General features: G+C 53.5%; 15 protein-coding genes. 5 read left to right on the top strand and 10 right to left on the bottom strand.

The window, feature by feature from the left end:
- Window positions 1-147: 147 nt before the first annotated feature.
- Both IUJ45_RS00830 and IUJ45_RS00825 read right to left on the bottom strand, forming a co-directional pair.
- Window positions 148-2,070: an ATP-binding cassette domain-containing protein gene (locus IUJ45_RS00830; RefSeq protein ID WP_002249366.1), complete on the bottom strand. Its 1,923-nt coding sequence runs from the start codon at window positions 2,068-2,070 to the stop codon at window positions 148-150.
- Window positions 2,071-2,146: 76 nt separating this feature from the next.
- The gene (locus IUJ45_RS00825; RefSeq protein ID WP_033912006.1) at window positions 2,147-2,518 is read right to left on the bottom strand and encodes an Mth938-like domain-containing protein; all 372 of its coding nucleotides are present in this window, start codon (window positions 2,516-2,518) and stop codon (window positions 2,147-2,149) included.
- 196 nt (window positions 2,519-2,714) lie between these two features.
- Here IUJ45_RS00825 and IUJ45_RS00820 point away from each other — a divergent pair, with 196 nt between their 5' ends.
- Both IUJ45_RS00820 and IUJ45_RS00815 read left to right on the top strand, forming a co-directional pair.
- A complete protein-coding gene (locus IUJ45_RS00820; RefSeq protein WP_002239085.1) occupies window positions 2,715-4,022 on the top strand; it encodes a homoserine dehydrogenase in 1,308 nt (435 codons plus the stop codon).
- Window positions 4,015-4,449, top strand: coding sequence for a hypothetical protein (locus IUJ45_RS00815; RefSeq protein WP_002222429.1), 435 nt, complete (start codon window positions 4,015-4,017; stop codon window positions 4,447-4,449). The genes IUJ45_RS00820 and IUJ45_RS00815 overlap by 8 nt, the downstream gene beginning before the upstream one ends.
- 58 nt (window positions 4,450-4,507) lie before the next feature.
- On the opposite strand, the gene IUJ45_RS00810 is transcribed toward IUJ45_RS00815, so the two are convergent.
- Together IUJ45_RS00810 and lon are read right to left on the bottom strand one after the other, a co-directional pair.
- Window positions 4,508-4,777, bottom strand: coding sequence for an HU family DNA-binding protein (locus IUJ45_RS00810; RefSeq protein WP_002213508.1), 270 nt, complete (start codon window positions 4,775-4,777; stop codon window positions 4,508-4,510).
- A 181-nt stretch (window positions 4,778-4,958) separates the two neighbouring features.
- Window positions 4,959-7,409, bottom strand: a complete 2,451-nt coding sequence (lon, locus tag IUJ45_RS00805; RefSeq protein WP_197901990.1) for an endopeptidase La — start codon at window positions 7,407-7,409, stop codon at window positions 4,959-4,961.
- Window positions 7,410-7,508: 99 nt separating this feature from the next.
- On the opposite strand from lon, the gene IUJ45_RS00800 reads away from it, so the two are divergent.
- Window positions 7,509-7,685: a nitric oxide synthase gene (locus IUJ45_RS00800; RefSeq protein WP_226893060.1), complete on the top strand. Its 177-nt coding sequence runs from the start codon at window positions 7,509-7,511 to the stop codon at window positions 7,683-7,685.
- A complete protein-coding gene (locus IUJ45_RS00795; protein WP_002240523.1) occupies window positions 7,660-8,763 on the top strand; it encodes a methyltransferase in 1,104 nt (367 codons plus the stop codon). The genes IUJ45_RS00800 and IUJ45_RS00795 overlap by 26 nt, the downstream gene beginning before the upstream one ends.
- Window positions 8,764-8,790: 27 nt before the next feature.
- Here IUJ45_RS00795 and recD read toward each other — a convergent pair whose 3' ends face one another.
- From recD to IUJ45_RS00780, 3 genes are all read right to left on the bottom strand, one after another.
- Window positions 8,791-10,536, bottom strand: coding sequence for an exodeoxyribonuclease V subunit alpha (gene recD, locus IUJ45_RS00790; RefSeq protein ID WP_082308603.1), 1,746 nt, complete (start codon window positions 10,534-10,536; stop codon window positions 8,791-8,793).
- 67 nt (window positions 10,537-10,603) lie between these two features.
- Window positions 10,604-11,299, bottom strand: a complete 696-nt coding sequence (gene lolD / locus IUJ45_RS00785; RefSeq protein ID WP_002217149.1) for a lipoprotein-releasing ABC transporter ATP-binding protein LolD — start codon at window positions 11,297-11,299, stop codon at window positions 10,604-10,606.
- A complete protein-coding gene (locus IUJ45_RS00780; protein ID WP_002217148.1) occupies window positions 11,292-12,539 on the bottom strand; it encodes a lipoprotein-releasing ABC transporter permease subunit in 1,248 nt (415 codons plus the stop codon). The genes lolD and IUJ45_RS00780 overlap by 8 nt, the downstream gene beginning before the upstream one ends.
- A 203-nt stretch (window positions 12,540-12,742) precedes the next feature.
- Between IUJ45_RS00780 and IUJ45_RS00775 the strand changes: the two genes are divergently transcribed.
- Window positions 12,743-13,021, top strand: a complete 279-nt coding sequence (locus tag IUJ45_RS00775; protein ID WP_002213502.1) for a hypothetical protein — start codon at window positions 12,743-12,745, stop codon at window positions 13,019-13,021.
- A 55-nt stretch (window positions 13,022-13,076) separates the two neighbouring features.
- On the opposite strand, the gene recR is transcribed toward IUJ45_RS00775, so the two are convergent.
- The 3 genes from recR to IUJ45_RS00760 all read right to left on the bottom strand — a co-directional run bounded on the left by recR (window position 13,077) and on the right by IUJ45_RS00760 (window position 15,727).
- A complete protein-coding gene (gene recR / locus IUJ45_RS00770; protein ID WP_002217147.1) occupies window positions 13,077-13,694 on the bottom strand; it encodes a recombination mediator RecR in 618 nt (205 codons plus the stop codon).
- A gap of 66 nt (window positions 13,695-13,760) precedes the next feature.
- On the bottom strand, window positions 13,761-15,299 hold the full coding sequence (locus tag IUJ45_RS00765) for a SurA N-terminal domain-containing protein (RefSeq protein WP_002241585.1): 1,539 nt from the start codon (window positions 15,297-15,299) through the stop codon (window positions 13,761-13,763).
- A 53-nt stretch (window positions 15,300-15,352) separates the two neighbouring features.
- On the bottom strand, window positions 15,353-15,727 hold the full coding sequence (locus tag IUJ45_RS00760; RefSeq protein ID WP_002237007.1) for an arsenate reductase: 375 nt from the start codon (window positions 15,725-15,727) through the stop codon (window positions 15,353-15,355).
- Window positions 15,728-15,802 lie beyond the last annotated feature (75 nt).

The following is a 15,802-nucleotide window of genomic DNA, read 5'->3' as shown; positions in this document are numbered from 1 at the left end:
TATACGGAGGCTTGCGCCGCCGCGCCGGAAAGGGACAGGAGACCCAAGGCGGCAAAAAGTCTGATGTTTATACCGGTAAAAGGCGGTGATAACGCCCGAATTATACCGTTATTGGCAGGCAAAGATAAGCACCCTGTCCGCGCTTCTTTATCGCTCGGCAAACTGTTTCTCGATTTCAGTTTCAATCCGTTCCAATTCTTCTTGACAAGCCAGCCAAACCTCTTCGATTTGGGCAAGTTGTGTTTTGACTTTTGTCAGCAGGGATAAGGTATTTTGCAATTTTTCTTTGTTTGCTTCAAGGTAAGCGTCTTCTTGTGCTAAAAATGCTTCACATGCCGTCTGAATTTCGGAAAGCTGCGCCATTTCTTTTTCGGCACGGTCTATTTTCTGCTGTATCGGCTTGCCGCGTCGGGCTTTTTCCTGACGGATTTGCGCTTCGATGCGCTTGGTGTCTTTGCGGCTTTGGCTTTGTGCGGATGCTGCGGGTGCGGCGGCGGCGTTTTCTTGTGCCAAACGCCATTGGCGGTAATCGTTCAAATCGCCGTCGAAGTTCTTCAGACGGCCTTTGTCGATAAGGAGGAAGCTGTCGGTAGTCGCTTCAAGCAGGCTGCGGTCGTGCGAAACGACAATCAATGCGCCTTGGAAACTTTGCAGGGCAAGTGTCAGGGCGTGGCGCATATCCAAGTCTAGGTGGTTGGTTGGTTCGTCAAGCAGCAGCAGATTAGGTTTTTGCCAGATAATCATAGCAAGGGCGAGCCGCGCTTTTTCCCCACCGGAGAACGGCTCGGTCTTTTGAACCGCCATATCGCCGACAAAGTTGAAACCGCCTAAAAAGTTGCGGATTTCCTGTTCGCGGACTTCGGGTGAAAGCTGCTGGATATGCCAAACCGGACTTTGGTCAGCGCGTAAGGTATCCAGTTGGTGCTGGGCAAAATAGCCGATATTGAGCTTCTCGGAGCGGACGATATTGCCGGAAAGTAAATCGATTTTTCCTGCCAATGCTTTGATAAATGTGGATTTACCGCTGCCGTTAACGCCCAACAGGCCGTAACGTGCGCCGCTTTCCAAAGACAGGGTAATGTCATGCAGAACGGTTTTGCCTTCGTAACCCAAATCAGCGTGTTCTAGCTTTAACAAAGGATTGGGCAGATGATCGGGATGGTAAAACTCAAAGGAAAACTCGCTGTCCAGATGCGCGGGCGCAACGCGTTCTAGCTTTGCCAAAGCCTTCATGCGGCTTTGCGCTTGAACGGCTTTGGTGGCTTTGGCTTTGAAGCGGTCGATAAAGGATTGCAAATGTTTGATTTGCGCCTGCTGTTTGACATAGGCAGCTTGTTGTTGCGCGAGACGCTGCGCGCGTTCGTTTTGGTAAAAATCGTAATTGCCGCCGTATTGCGTGAATTTTTGCTGCGATAATTCAATGGTTTGGGTAGTTGCCGCGTTGAGAAAATCGCGGTCGTGGGAAATGATGATTTGCGTGCAGGGTAAAGAAGCAAGATGGTTTTCCAGCCACAAGACGGTTTCCAAATCCAAGTGGTTGGTCGGTTCGTCCAAAAGCAGCAAATCGGCGCGGCAAATCAGGGCTTGGGCGAGATTGAGGCGCATACGCCAGCCGCCGGAAAAGGATTTGACGGGGCGGCTGTGTTCTTCTTGTGAAAAACCCAGCCCGTTCAACAATTTTGCCGCGCGGGCCGGCGCGGTATAAGCGTCGATTTCTTCCAATTTGGCATGATATTCCGCCTGCTTCATGCCGTCATTTTGCGCTTCCGCCTGCCTCAATGCCGTCTGAAAAGCCTGCAACTCGGCATCGCCCTGCAAAACGTAATCCAAAGCGGAAATATCCAAATCGGGCGTTTCTTGGGAAACGGAAGCGAGCCGCCAGTTTTTCGGAATCGAGACATCGCCGCCGTCCTGAGTGATTTTACCCTTGATTAAGGCAAACAGGCTCGATTTGCCCGTTCCGTTTTTGCCGATCAAACCGACGCGCTGACCGGGATTGACGGTAGCGTTGGCTTTGTCGAGCAGGACTTTCAAACCGCGTTGCAGGGTGAGGTTTTTGATTTCAATCATAACGGAAACATCGTCGGGCGGAAAAAGCCCGTATTTTACCTGAAAGTCAGTGCCGATGCCGTCTGAAATGGGAAATTTACGGCTGAAGCCAAGCCCAAGCCCTGCGCCCTTCCGAGTGCAGGAAAACCAATGTCCTGAATGCCGAATCGGTATTCATACATTCCACGCCGATTCCGATTCGAGAAAAATCCGCCATGATTTTGGGATGGATAAACTCCTGAGCCGCGCCCGTCCCGATAATCAATATTTCCGGATAGTCAACAGGTTTGATGTCGGACAACAGGTTTTCCGGAGTCAGATCGGACAAGGTTCGGCATTGCGACAGGCAGACCGAATCCTTATGTACAAGCACGGGTTTATGGAAACTTTGACCCGCCAATCGGATTTCACCCGACCGGTGGCCATACTCTGTAAAATGTCCGTCTATCGGATTTTCTTCAAACAACATTTTTTTACCCCGTCGCCGCATCATCTACACCGAAAGGGGTGCAAAATCAGGCGAATTCATGTAGGATTGGCAGATTTCATCTGACCCGCCTGCCGATTTCAGACTGCATTTGATTCAAAGTGCGGCACAATTATATCGGCAGCGGATATTTTCGTCTTTCAATATTTACATTTCAGTCGGCTTACAAGGAGACACAATGAAGCCAGTAAACATCGGTCTTTTAGGTTTAGGTACGGTCGGCGGCGGTACGGCTGCCGTGTTACGGGACAATGCGGCGGAAATCAGCCGCCGTTTGGGACGCGAAGTGCGCATCAGTGCCGTATGCGACTTGAGCGAAGAAAAAGCCCGCCAAATCTGCCCGTCCGCAGCCTTTGTCAAAGACCCGTTCGAACTGGTCGCGCGTGAAGACGTCGATGTCGTCGTCGAATTGTTCGGCGGTACCGGCATTGCCAAAGATGCGGTGTTGAAAGCCATTGAAAACGGCAAACACATCGTTACCGCCAACAAAAAACTGCTCGCCGAATACGGCAACGAAATCTTCTCGCTGGCGGAAGAAAAAAATGTCATGGTGCAATTTGAAGCCGCAGTAGCGGGCGGTATCCCAATCATCAAAGCCCTGCGCGAAGGTTTGGCAGCAAACAGGATTAAATCCATCGCCGGCATTATTAACGGCACCAGCAACTTCATCCTCTCCGAAATGCGCGAAAAAGGCAGCGCGTTTGCCGATGTACTGAAAGAAGCGCAGGCATTGGGTTATGCCGAAGCCGATCCGACCTTCGACATCGAAGGCAACGATGCGGGCCATAAAATCACCATCATGAGCGCACTGGCATTCGGCACGCCGATGAACTTTTCCGCCTGCTACCTCGAAGGCATCAGCAAACTCGACAGCCGCGACATCAAATACGCCGAAGAACTTGGCTATCGCATCAAACTGTTGGGCATTACCCGCAAAACCGGCAAAGGCATCGAGCTGCGCGTCCACCCTACCCTGATTCCCGAAAGCCGCCTCTTGGCAAACGTCAACGGCGTGATGAACGCCGTGCGCGTCAACGCCGATATGGTTGGCGAAACCTTATATTACGGCGCGGGCGCGGGCGCATTGCCGACCGCTTCCGCCGTGGTTGCCGATATCATCGACATCGCCCGCCTGGTTGAAGCCGATACCGCCCACCGCGTACCGCATCTGGCGTTCCAACCCGCGCAAGTCCAAGCGCAAACCATCCTGCCTATGGACGAAATTACCAGCAGCTACTACCTGCGCGTCCAAGCCAAAGACGAACCGGGCACGCTGGGGCAAATCGCCGCGCTGTTGGCACAAGAAAACGTGTCCATCGAAGCACTGATTCAAAAAGGCGTGATTGATCAGACCACTGCCGAAATCGTGATTCTGACCCACAGCACGGTCGAAAAACACATCAAGTCGGCAATCGCAGCCATCGAAGCACTGGATTGCGTGGAAAAACCGATTACCATGATCCGCATGGAAAGCCTGCATGACTGAGCCGAAACACGAAATGCCGACGGAAGAGCAGGTTGCCGCGCGCAAAAAAGCAAAAGCCAAAATCCGCACCATCCGCATTTGGGCGTGGGTCATTTTGGCGTTGCTCGCTTTAACCGCCCTGCTCTCCCAATGCGCGATGTCCAAACCGCAGGCAAAACAGAAAATTGTCGAGTCTTGCGTGAAGAATATTCCGTTTGCCGAAAAATGGCAAAACGATTTGCGGGCCCGCGGTTTAGATTCAAACAATACCCGCCTCGCCGTCGACTACTGCAAATGTATGTGGGAGCAGCCTTTGGACAGATTGAGCGAGAAACAGATTAGATCCTTCGGCAAACTCGGCGCACAAGAACAGCTTGACCTGCTCGGCGGCGCAAATGCCTTTGAAGCACGTGACAAGCAGTGTGTTGCCGATTTGAAATCAGAATAATGTGGACCGATAAAAAAGCCGATTCTTTAAAGAATCGGCTTTTTTCATAAAAAACGGCTTACAGTGCGTCTTTCAATGCTTTACCTGCACGGAATTTAGGCGTTTTGGCGGCGGCAATGGTCAGAGGCTCGCCGGTTTTGGGGTTGCGGCCTTGGCGTTCCGCACGTTCGCCCACGTAGAAAGTACCGAAACCGACCAAAGTAACGGTGTCGCCTTGTTTCAGGGCGGTGGTTACTGCATTGGTAGTGGCATCCAAAGCTTTTTGTGCGGCGGCTTTGGAAATGTCGGCTTCTTGAGCAATCGCTTCGATCAATTCAGACTTGTTCACAATCAGTCCCTTCCTGTCTTAAAAAATGATGAAATGCCCGAATACTCGGGGTTTGTACTGCTTGAGCAACTTTCGCTTTATAGTAATTCTGAAATTGCCGTGTCAAGCAAAAAATACGGAATCACCCTATTTGACAGGCTTTCAGGACGAAACCGCATTTTTACAACACATTTCCTGCGTTTCAATGTTTGGTTGCCCTGCTGCGGGGTTTTGGTTTTGAAGCGGATTCCGCCGCCGCTTCCGCACCAGAAGGTTCTGCCCAAGGCTCAGGCTGGCTTTCCAAACCCAGAGCCAATACCTCGTCTATCCATTTGACCGGATGGATGGTCAGGCCGGTTTTCACGTTTTCAGGGATTTCTTCCAAGTCTTTGAGGTTGTCTTTTGGAATTAAAACGTGTTTGATGCCGCCGCGAAGCGCAGCCAACAGTTTTTCCTTCAGACCGCCAATCGGCAGGACTTCGCCGCGCAGGGTAATTTCGCCCGTCATGGCAACATCGGCGCGCACCGGGATTTTGGTGAATGCAGACACCATCGCCAAAGTCATGGCAATGCCCGCACTCGGACCGTCTTTCGGCGTCGCACCTTCGGGAACATGGACATGGATGTCTTTTTTCTCGTAAAAATCAGGAGCCAAGCCCACTGATTCCGCGCGGGAGCGGACAACCGACCACGCTGCGGACACGGATTCCTTCATCACATCGCCCAACTGGCCGGTGCACTGAATCACGCCCTTACCCGGCAATGCTGCGGCTTCGACGGTCAGCAATTCGCCGCCGACTTCCGTCCACGCCAAACCGGTTACTTGTCCGATACGGTTTTCGCTTTCGGCAACGCCGTAATCGAAGCGGCGCACACCCAAATAGTCGTGCAGATTTTTCTCATTTACTTTAACCGCCCTGGGCTTGGCTTTTCCGGTTTTTTTGGTTTTTGAGTCTTCGTCCAAGGTAATCTGCATCACCACCTTGCGGCAGATTTTGGCAATCTCGCGGTCGAGCGAACGCACGCCCGCCTCGCGGGTGTAGTAACGGATAATATCGCGCACCGCGCTTTCTTCGATTGCCAATTCCCCTTCTTTTACGCCGTTGCGCTTCATTTGCTTCGGCACGAGGTACTGCATCGCGATATTGATTTTTTCGTCTTCGGTATAGCCGGACAGACGGATGATTTCCATACGGTCGAGCAGCGGTGTCGGGATATTCAGGCTGTTTGAAGTCGCAATAAACATCACATCGCTCAAATCGTAATCCACTTCGGCATAATGATCGGCGAACTTGTTGTTTTGCTCGGGATCAAGCACTTCGAGCAACGCGCTGGCGGGATCGCCCCGGAAGTCGCTACCCAATTTGTCGATTTCGTCGAGCAGGAACAATGGGTTTTTTACGCCGGCTTTTGCCATATTCTGCAAAATCTTACCGGGCATGGAGCCGATATAGGTGCGGCGGTGTCCCCGGATTTCGCTTTCGTCGCGCACGCCGCCCAAAGCCATGCGGACATATTTCCGCCCCGTTGCTTTGGCGATGGATTCGCCCAAAGAGGTTTTGCCCACGCCTGGAGGGCCGACCAGGCACAGAATCGGGCCTTTGAGTTTGTCCATACGTTTTTGGACGGCGAGGTATTCCAAAATCCGTTCTTTGACTTTTTCCAGGCCGTAGTGGTCGGTATCCAGCACCAATCCGGCTTTGGCGATGTCTTTGCTGACGCGGGATTTTTTCTTCCACGGCAGTTCGAGCAGGGTGTTGATGTAGTTGCGTACGACGGTGGATTCGGCAGACATCGGCGGCATCATTTTGAGTTTTTTCAGTTCGGACAGGCATTTTTCTTCCGCTTCTTTGCTCATCCCCGCCTTTTTGATGCCTGCTTCCAAGGCATCCAGTTCGCCGTTTTCGTCTTCTTCGCCCAATTCTTTGTGTATCGCTTTAATCTGTTCGTTCAGATAATATTCGCGCTGGGATTTTTCCATTTGGCGTTTGACGCGTCCGCGTATGCGTTTTTCGGCCTGCATAATGTCGAGTTCGGATTCCAGCTGTGCCAGCAGGAATTCCATCCGTTTGCCGATTTCGGGAATTTCCAAAATCTGTTGGCGTTGCGCCAGTTTCAACTGCAAATGCGCTGCGACCGTATCGGTTAGCCGGCTGTTTTCGGCAATGCCGTTAATGCTGCCGATAATTTCGGCGGGGATTTTTTTATTGAGTTTGGCGTATTGTTCAAACTGCGCCAACAGGGTGCGGCGCACGGCTTCGAGGTCGGTATTGCCGCCCGTGTCTTCTTCCACGACCGTCTCTATATGGGAAACGAACAGACCGCCCGTGTCTTCAATGGTCAGAACACGTCCGCGATACAGCCCTTCGACCAATACTTTTACCGTGCCGTCGGGTAGTTTCAACACTTGCAGGACTTGTGCGACCGTACCGGTCTGATACAGGTCGGCGGCAACCGGTTCTTCTAGCGCCGCATCGGTTTGCGCCAACAGGAAAACCGGCTCCTCGCGGGTAATGGCGTTTTCCAGTGCGGCGATGGATTTCGGCCTGCCGACAAACAGCGGCAGAACCATATGCGGGTAAACGACGACATCCCGCAAAGGAAGGGTTGCCAAGGCGGCATATTCCTCAAAATGCTTTTCTTTTTGTGTCATAGGTACTCTCTTGTGTCTGACAGATTGCCGATTTTCGCGTACATTGGGGTTGAAGGTATTATTTCAAGCATATGTGGTTTATTTATGGAGTTTGATGCGATGCCGTCTGAAACATTCCGGCTTCAGACGGCATGGGCTTGGAAAGACAAGGCGGGAACAAAAAACTGTTCTGTGTTGCCGCTCCTTGCTGTACCATCCGTATGGTTTGCGGTTCTGCCGCCCTATTTTCAAAACATGACGCAGGTATTCCATGTCTTCTTTTATTTTTCCCGATAACGGGTTCGAATGGCGCAACGAAAGTCTGCAAAAGCCGCCCAAAGGTTGGCATTATGTCCGCGAAAGTGGTGCAAACGGCATTTTGAAGGCTGCCTATCAAAATATTGCAACTGTCTGGCAGGGCGATTTCCACAATGCCAAACAGGTGCTTTCCGCAATGAAGAAGAAGGTCCGCAAACCTGCCGCCGTCCGTTCCGATGCGGATATCGCCGCCCTTTTCCACGCCCACCGTATGAAGCAGGCGCAGCAGAGCCGTATTCTGAATATGCTTGCCGTTGAAATCCGCCCCGGTTTTGTGTTGGACAACAAACGCGCGCCCGATATACGCGCCGCCCTGCTCGACGTGTACGGAGAGGCGGACGGCAAACCGTTTTTCCTGCCGCTCAATCTGCTGCTGGGGTTTATGGGTGCGCACGAGTGGCATAAGAAAGGGGTTGCCGTTCCGCAGCTGGGCGGCAGCATACACGTTCCTTTCGGCGTATTCTCGCCGTTGCGCGGCGAATACCTCGACCTGCTCGCCCATGCGCCGTCAACGGGTTTTCAGACGGCATTCGATATCGGGACAGGCTCCGGCGTGCTTGCCGCCATTTTGGCGAAACAGGGCATTCCTTCCGTCATCGGCACGGATACCAATCCGAAAGCCGTCGCCTGCGCCCGTGCCAATATTGCCCGTTTGGGCTTTGAAAAACAGGTTGAGATACGGGAAACCGATCTGTTTCCCGAAGGGTTTGCCGATCTGATTGTCTGCAATCCGCCCTGGCTTCCCGCCAAGCCGACTTCCGCCGTCGAATCCGCGTTATACGACCCCGAATCTGCGATGCTGGCTGCGTTTTTGCGGGATGCGCCGAAACATCTGAATCCCGACGGAGAAATCCGCCTGATTATTTCCGACCTTGCAGAGCATTTGGGGCTGCGCCCTGCCGATTTTTTGGAAAAGGCATTTATCCGGGCGGGTTTGCGTGTTGCCGATATGATGAAAACCAAGCCGAAGCACAAAAAAGCCGCGAATCCGAGCGATCCGCTTGCTTTTGCGCGAACCCGGGAAACCACTTTCCTATACCGTTTGAAAAAGGCATAAGGGGCGGCGGCGCGGCATTCGGGCGGATTATTCTTGTGAAAATACCCGCTCGAGCATACTGCCCAATGCCGTCTGACGCGTTTTGACAGTGGCGGCAGCTTGCCGGAAGGTTTCTTCTCCGCCGAAGAATACGAACTTCTCCCTCGCGCGGGTAATGGCGGTATATAACAGCTCCTTACTCAATCCGGACAATGCATCGTCCCCTTCGTCCGAAGGTGCGGCGGAAGGCGGCAGCAGCCAGACTTCCCGATATTCCGAACCTTGGCTTTTGTGGACGGTCATGGCGAATGCGGGTTCGAAATCGGGCAGGCAGCTTACCGCTACCTTTTTAAATCCGTCCGCATCGGCAAAATAGGCGGCAAGGCTGCCCTGCCGTCCGACATCTTCCATAATCAATCCGATGTCGCCGTTGAACAGTTCAAGCGCGTAGTCGTTCTGTCTGATCATAATCGGTTCTCCGGCGAAATAGGCCTGATGTTCCGGTATGTTCATTTTGCGGCGTACATGGCTGCAATAGGCTTCGTTGAAGTCTTCCGCATCCTGCCGCCAAGCTGCCAGGACCACGATATCCGAGATGCCTGCGTATGCGGCTTCGATATTGCCGTCTTTTACCGCCTGCCAATAGGCTTTGTGCGCCCGGTACAACCTTTCGACTCGAGCGTTCGGACTGCATTCCGAATGTTCCAGTTCGTCCGGAAACCGGTCAAACAATGCCCACGCCCCCTCATCGCCCGATACGGCGGCACGGGCAAGGCAGCCGATGCCGCTGTTGTCGCCGAAGCGGTGGCTGAACGACAGATGGGCGGTGTTTTGCGCCAACAAGGGCGGATTTGCACTGACGCTGAAACCGTGTTCCGGAAGGAAGCCGGCCAGCCTTTGGTGCGTTTCTCCGTCCAAAACGGTTTTTTGCGACAGGACGGACAGCACGTCCCCGATTCCGACGGACGGGAGCTGGTTTTCATCGCCCAGCAGAATCACGCGCGCGCCGGTTTTGACCGCTTTTAAAAGTTGCAACATCAATACCGTATCCAGCATAGAGGCTTCATCGATAACCAATACGTCAAACGGCAGCGGGTAAACAGGGTTGAACGCCGCCTGCATTTTGGGCGGGCGCAGCTTCAGCAGTCGGTGGACGGTTTGCCCTTCCAGTTTGAGCAAATGGCGGCAGACGGCCTCCGGCGCGTCAAAACCGTTGATTGCACGGTGCAGCGCGCGCGCCATATGTGCCGCCGCTTTGCCCGTCGGTGCGGCAAGCGCGATGTTGGGAAGATTTTCGTCTTCACCGCAAATCAGCGCCAGCAGTTTGGCAACCGTTGTCGTTTTGCCCGTTCCCGGCCCGCCGGTAATCACCATAAAAGACTGCAACAGTGCCAAGGCGGCGGCATCGCGCTGCCCTTCGCTGCCCGTGCCTTGAAACCATTTTGCGAGGTTTTGCCTCGCGCCTGCCGCGTCGGGGGCGGACGTGTCGGCTGCCGCCAAGCGTTTTATCTCGGCAGCCAAATCGTATTCCAACTGCCACATCCTGCCCAAAAACAGCCTTCTGCCTTCCAAAATCAAAGGCGCGGCGGATGTTCCGACCACGGGTGCGAGTGCCGACAGCGCGTCAGCCTCGCCACCGCTCAAACGGATAAACGAATGACCGTTTTGCAATGCCTGAAACAGGCGTTCGGTGCAGTTTGCAAGCACTTCGTCGCCGGAACCCGCATAGCGTGCCAAAAACCAGATTGCCGCCCTTGCCGCCGCTTGGGCAAATTCATCTGTCTGCCGTTCCATCGTATTCCTTGTCGAAATGCCGTCTGAAGGCGTGGGGCTTCAGACGGCGCGGTGTTGTTTCGGCTGTTTAGGCGTTTGCGCCCTGTTTGGGGTGCAGGTTGCCGTCTTTCATGACCATCACGCGCCCGAAGCGGCCGGCGAGTTCGTCGTCGTGCGTTACGACCACAAGCCCCGTTCCCAATTCTGTTTTCAGTTCCAGCATCATATCCAAAACATTCCTGGCGTTCGCACGATCGAGATTGCCGGTCGGTTCGTCGGCAAGCAGGCATTTGGGTTGCGTAACCAAGGCGCGTGCAATGGCGGCACGCTGCCGCTCACCGCCTGAAAGTTCGCCCGCGCGGTGCGTCGAACGGTGTTTCAGTCCGACCTTTTCCAGCATCGCCATTGCCGTTTCTGCTGCCTCTTCACGGCTTTTTTTGCCGATCAGAAGCGGCATCATCACGTTTTCCAGTGCCGAAAATTCAGGCAGAAGATGGTGGAACTGGTACACGAAACCGAGATGGCGGTTGCGCAAATCGCCCAAACGCCGCTGGTTTAAGGTACGCAAATCCTCGCCCATCAGCAGCACCCTGCCTTCAGACGGCATATCCAGCCCGCCTAGAATATGCAGCAGCGTCGATTTTCCGCTGCCCGAAGAACCGATGATGCCGGTGCTTTCCCCCGCGCGGATTTCCAAATCCAAGCCGTGCAGCACCCGAACGTCCAAACCGCCGTCCCGATAGCGTTTGCCCACGCCTTCGCATTTCAAAATCAACTCACTCATAACGCAAAGCCTCCGCCGGTTGGGTTTTTGACGCGCGCCGGCTCGGGTAGAGCGTGGCAACGAAAGACAGTCCCAAAGAAATGCAGGCAATCAGGGCAACGTCGCCCATATCGACATCGCTGGGCAGGTAGTCGATAAAATAAACCTGCGAATTGATAAGGTGGACACCGAGCAGGTTTTCAAAAAATGCCACGACCCTGCCGACGTTCCAACCCAAAAGCACGCCGCAGACCACACCCGCCAGCGTGCCGAAAAAGCCTGAAAACGCGCCCTGCACCATAAAAATCTTCATCACGCCGCCAGGGGAAAGACCCAAAGTCCGCAAAATCGCAATGTCCGCCTGCTTTTCCGTAACCGCCATCACCAAGGAAGAGACAAGGTTGAACGCCGCCACGGCGATAATCAGCGTCAGGATGATGAACATCATCCGTTTTTCCAACTCGACCGCCTCAAAATAGCTTCGATTGCTGAACGTCCAATCGCGCACCCAAACCGTATCCCTTTGCGCCTCCGGAATCAGCTTTGCCGTCAAGGCGGGGGCGTTTTGCGGGTCGGCGAGTTTCAGCCGCAGCCCCGCAACTTCCTTATCCAAGCGGTACAGTACGCGCGCGTCTTGGATATGCGTCATCGCCAATGAGTTGTCAACCTCGTAAACACCCGTTTTAACCAGACCGACCACGGTAAACTGTTTCAACCTCGGTACGACTCCGGCGGGCGTAACATTGCCCTCCGGCGTGATGACGGTAACTTTATTGCCGACTTCCGCCCCCAAAGCCTCCGCCAAGCCGACACCGAGGATAATGTCAAACTCGCCCGGAATCAGGTCTTCAAATTTGCCTGCCGGCATTTTGTCGCCGTATTCCACCACTTTGCGCTCTTCAGACGGCAAAATGCCGCGCATCTGCACGCCCCTGATTTCGCCCGCATTGGCCAGCAATGCCTGATTGGAAACATAGGGCGCGGCAGCCAAAATACCTTTGCGGTTTTCGGTAAACCGAAGCAGGTTGCGCCAATCCGTATCCGTATTGTCGATATAGCCGATTTCGGCGTGCGGCGCGACATTCAGGAGCTGCCCGCGTATTTCTTTCTGAAAGCCGTTCATAACCGACAAGACGACAATCAGCGCGGTTACGCCCAAGGCGATTCCGGCAATCGAAACCATCGTGATAAACGACATAAAGCCGTTGCGCTTTTTCGCCCTGAGATACCTCAAGCCTATCCAAGCCTCTAGAGAAAACATAACGCTACCTTAAAAATGTCTGCAAACGTGCCGCCCCGGACGGCGGTTTGGGGCGGCGGCAAAAGTTTATTGTACCGTAAAACCCAGGCAGCGTCCGAACGCCCGAGTGCGGGGGACGGGGCGGCAGAGCGGGCGGAAAACTTGCACAACGCGTCAAACTGCCCTATCCTTTCCTTCAGAAAAACCGTTTCTTGAGGAAAACAATGAATATCCGAACTGCTTTTGCTTTGTGCGCCATCGCCTTATCCGCCGCTGCGGCTGCCTACGCCAAAGAAATCAAAATCGATGCCAACAACACGCCTTATTCCGAAGCCGACGCGCAAAAGCTGGCGGCAACGGCAGTCGGTATGGGTGTTAAGGAACCTATCAGCCTGAACGGCGGCAGCGGCAGCATTACCGTGTCCGGCAGCAGCGCGACGCAGTGCGTGTTCAAAGTCGGCAACGGAGGCGCATTGCAGATTCAAGGGCTAAACTGCAAGTAAACCGCCCGGAAAAATGCCGTCTGAAGGCTTCAGACGGCATTTTGCATTGGCGGCGTTATGCCCCGCCTTCTTTAATCAGGCGGCGTTCGTACACCGCCTGCGCCAGCGTTCCCGCATCGACATATTCCAATTCGCCGCCCAAGGGGATGCCCTGCGACAGCCTGCTGACTTTGTAAGGCAGGTTTTTAAAAAACTCGGACAGGACATACGCCGTCGCATTGCCTTCTGCGGTAAAAGCGGTTGCAATAATGATTTCTTCGACTTCCCCGCCGCCCAGCCGTTGCGCCAGCCTGTCCAATGCGATGGCGGATACGTCCATTCCCAATGCCGTATTGATTTGCCCCATCAGGACGAAATACAGCCCGTCGTGGCAGTTTGCCGCTTCCATATTCGACACGTCGGCAGGCATATGCACCACCATCAGCCGCCGCCCGTCGCGTGTTTCATCGGCACAAATATCGCACAATCCGCCTTCGCAAAACGTGTTGCACATCGCGCAATGGTAAACCTGCTTCAATGCCGTCTGCAAGGCATCCACCAGTTTTTCAGCCTCTTTGCGCTTGTGTTGGAGCAAATGATACGCTATCCGCTGTGCCGATTTCGGCCCAACGTTGGGTAAAACCTTCAGCGCGTCGATCAATCCTTGGAAGGCATCTTGTTTTTTGTGGCTCATCATATTCCGCCGTATGGGAAAACGGCCGGAATATTCCGACCGTTATTTTGTCAACAAAAGTGTCAATTACTGACCGTCGCCGTTGTCGACCGATTGCGCTCCTTTGGTCTGTTTGATTTTGCCGTTGAAATAACGTATCAACAAGTCGAAAGTATTGGCAGACTGCTGTTGCGCCAAAGCCTGTTTTGCAAGCGGAAGCTGTGCGGCGATATCATCCGGCGGGGTTACAGCCTGTACTTCGACAATCACGGGTGCCGGCAGACCGATCAGCCTGACGTAGGCGGGTTTGCCGTTTGCCGGTTTTGCTTTCAGCAGTTCCGCATAAGCCTCGGGCGGCATGGACTGCCTTGCCTGCTGTGCGCCCAAAACGGACACTTCCGACCATTTCACGTCAACAGCCTTGCCGCCGTTCAGTTGGGTAAGCACGTCTTTTGCCTTGTTTTCGGCAAGTTTGGCGGCTTCGGTACGGATATAAGCCTGACGTACCGCGTCTTTGGCTTCGGCAAACGGCAGGGTTTTCTCTTCGCGGACTTCTTTGGCGCGGACGACCCACGCGGTTTCGCTGTTGATGGTCAGCACTTCGGAATTGTGTTTTTTCTTCAATACGTCGTCGCTGAATACGGCATTGATTAGGTTTTCGGGCATGCCGGACATTTGCGCGTCCTGCCTACTCAGCCAAGTTTCTTGGGTTTCGACTTTCAAACCGCTGTTTTTGGCGGCTTCGGCAAGCGAGGAAGGATGGTTGAACGCGTCATCGCCCAGCTTTTCTTTTGCCTTATTGAAGTCGGCAACCGCCTTTTTCATTTTCAATTCGTTTTCGACGGCGGCTTTTTCCTGCTCGAAAGAAGGTTTGGCTTCATTTGTCGGCAAACGCGCCACGCGCTCTTCAAACGCATTTTTCACTTCCGTTTCACTGACGGTCTGTTTGTCTGCAAAATCCTTCAGATTCAAGGCGACATATTCTAATTTGACCGCCTGCGGCAGCAGATAGTCTTTTTTGTTCGCATTATAAAATTTCTGCAAATCGGCTTCAGACACTTTGACTTGGGCGATGAACTCGTCGGGGTTGAAAGTGTGCGAACGGATGGTGCGGTTGACCTGCGTCAGCCTGATCAGCTGTTCCGCCTGCGCGTCGCCGACCAATACGCCGTTTTGGACGAGGTTTACCAAATTCTGCAAGGCAAACTGATCGCGGATTTCTTCGACAAACTGGTCTTCAGACATATGGCGTTGGGAAAGGTAGCGGTTTAAAAGCGCGTGGTCGAATTTGCCGTTTGCGTCGTGGAAATTGGGATCGTCCACGATAATCTGCTTGATTTGTTCGGAAGAAACCGAAATGCCCATCAGCTTCGCGCCCTGTTTCAGGTAGGCGCGTTGTAGCAGGGATTGGAACACCGCGTCGCGCGAAGGGCCGCCGCCGTCCGCCTGTTCGTTCTGTATGGCGTTGTTGATGGAGTGGTCGCTGATTTTTTCGTCGCCCACTTGGACGATGTAGTCGGCACCCGGATGGGATACCGTGCTGACCCCGAAGCCGACGAAGGTTAATGCAATCAGGCCCAAAAGGACTTGGGCGGGCGTTCTGTATTTTTCGATGGAATGGAACATATTTTAAATCGGGATATAGAATGGGAAATTCAAGTCGGGTATTGTAACGGTTTTTATCCCTGTCTGCACGGGGCTTGCCGGTTGAAGATGCCGTCGTAGGTTTCTTCGCTGAAGCTGGCGTAAACCTTGCCGCCGCACTCCAATACGGGACGCTTGATCAGGCTCGGCATTTCGGACATCAGTTTGACGGCCTCCGCCGTCGAGGACAGCACTTTTTGCTGTGTTTCGGCATCGAGTTTGCGCCAGCTTGTCCCGCGTTTGTTGAGCAGGGTTGCCAAAGGCACTTGTTCCAGCCACGAGCAAATTTCCGCTTCAGACGGCCTCTGTTTTTTAAAATCCCGAAATTCAAACTCCAAGCCGTATCCGGCAAGCCGGTTTTTGGCTTTTTTGACCGTATCGCAATTTGGGATGCCGTGAAGGATTATCATTTGGAAACCTTTTGTCTGAAATAATAAAACGGATATTTTACTATAAGTGTCTGAAAATTTGCCCGTCTGTTTCAG

Source organism: Neisseria meningitidis, from assembly GCF_022869645.1.
Taxonomy (GTDB): Bacteria; Pseudomonadota; Gammaproteobacteria; order Burkholderiales; family Neisseriaceae; genus Neisseria; species Neisseria meningitidis.
The sequence above is the reverse complement of the archived record's forward strand: the minus strand, read 5'-3'. Positions and strand labels throughout refer to the sequence as shown.

Bases quoted from the DNA above. Each gene is read 5' to 3' on its own strand.
- IUJ45_RS00830 (WP_002249366.1), bottom strand. From the start codon at position 2,070: ATGATTGAAATCAAAAACCTCACCCTGCAACGCGGTTTGAAAGTCCTG.
- IUJ45_RS00825 (WP_033912006.1), bottom strand. From the start codon at position 2,518: ATGTTGTTTGAAGAAAATCCGATAGACGGACATTTTACAGAGTATGGC.
- IUJ45_RS00820 (WP_002239085.1), top strand. From the start codon at position 2,715: ATGAAGCCAGTAAACATCGGTCTTTTAGGTTTAGGTACGGTCGGCGGC.
- IUJ45_RS00815 (WP_002222429.1), top strand. From the start codon at position 4,015: ATGACTGAGCCGAAACACGAAATGCCGACGGAAGAGCAGGTTGCCGCG.
- lon (WP_197901990.1), bottom strand. From the start codon at position 7,409: ATGACACAAAAAGAAAAGCATTTTGAGGAATATGCCGCCTTGGCAACC.
- IUJ45_RS00800 (WP_226893060.1), top strand. From the start codon at position 7,509: ATGCCGTCTGAAACATTCCGGCTTCAGACGGCATGGGCTTGGAAAGAC.
- IUJ45_RS00795 (WP_002240523.1), top strand. From the start codon at position 7,660: ATGTCTTCTTTTATTTTTCCCGATAACGGGTTCGAATGGCGCAACGAA.
- recD (WP_082308603.1), bottom strand. From the start codon at position 10,536: ATGGAACGGCAGACAGATGAATTTGCCCAAGCGGCGGCAAGGGCGGCA.
- lolD (WP_002217149.1), bottom strand. From the start codon at position 11,299: ATGAGTGAGTTGATTTTGAAATGCGAAGGCGTGGGCAAACGCTATCGG.
- IUJ45_RS00780 (WP_002217148.1), bottom strand. From the start codon at position 12,539: ATGTTTTCTCTAGAGGCTTGGATAGGCTTGAGGTATCTCAGGGCGAAA.
- IUJ45_RS00775 (WP_002213502.1), top strand. From the start codon at position 12,743: ATGAATATCCGAACTGCTTTTGCTTTGTGCGCCATCGCCTTATCCGCC.
- recR (WP_002217147.1), bottom strand. From the start codon at position 13,694: ATGAGCCACAAAAAACAAGATGCCTTCCAAGGATTGATCGACGCGCTG.
- IUJ45_RS00765 (WP_002241585.1), bottom strand. From the start codon at position 15,299: ATGTTCCATTCCATCGAAAAATACAGAACGCCCGCCCAAGTCCTTTTG.
- IUJ45_RS00760 (WP_002237007.1), bottom strand. From the start codon at position 15,727: ATGATAATCCTTCACGGCATCCCAAATTGCGATACGGTCAAAAAAGCC.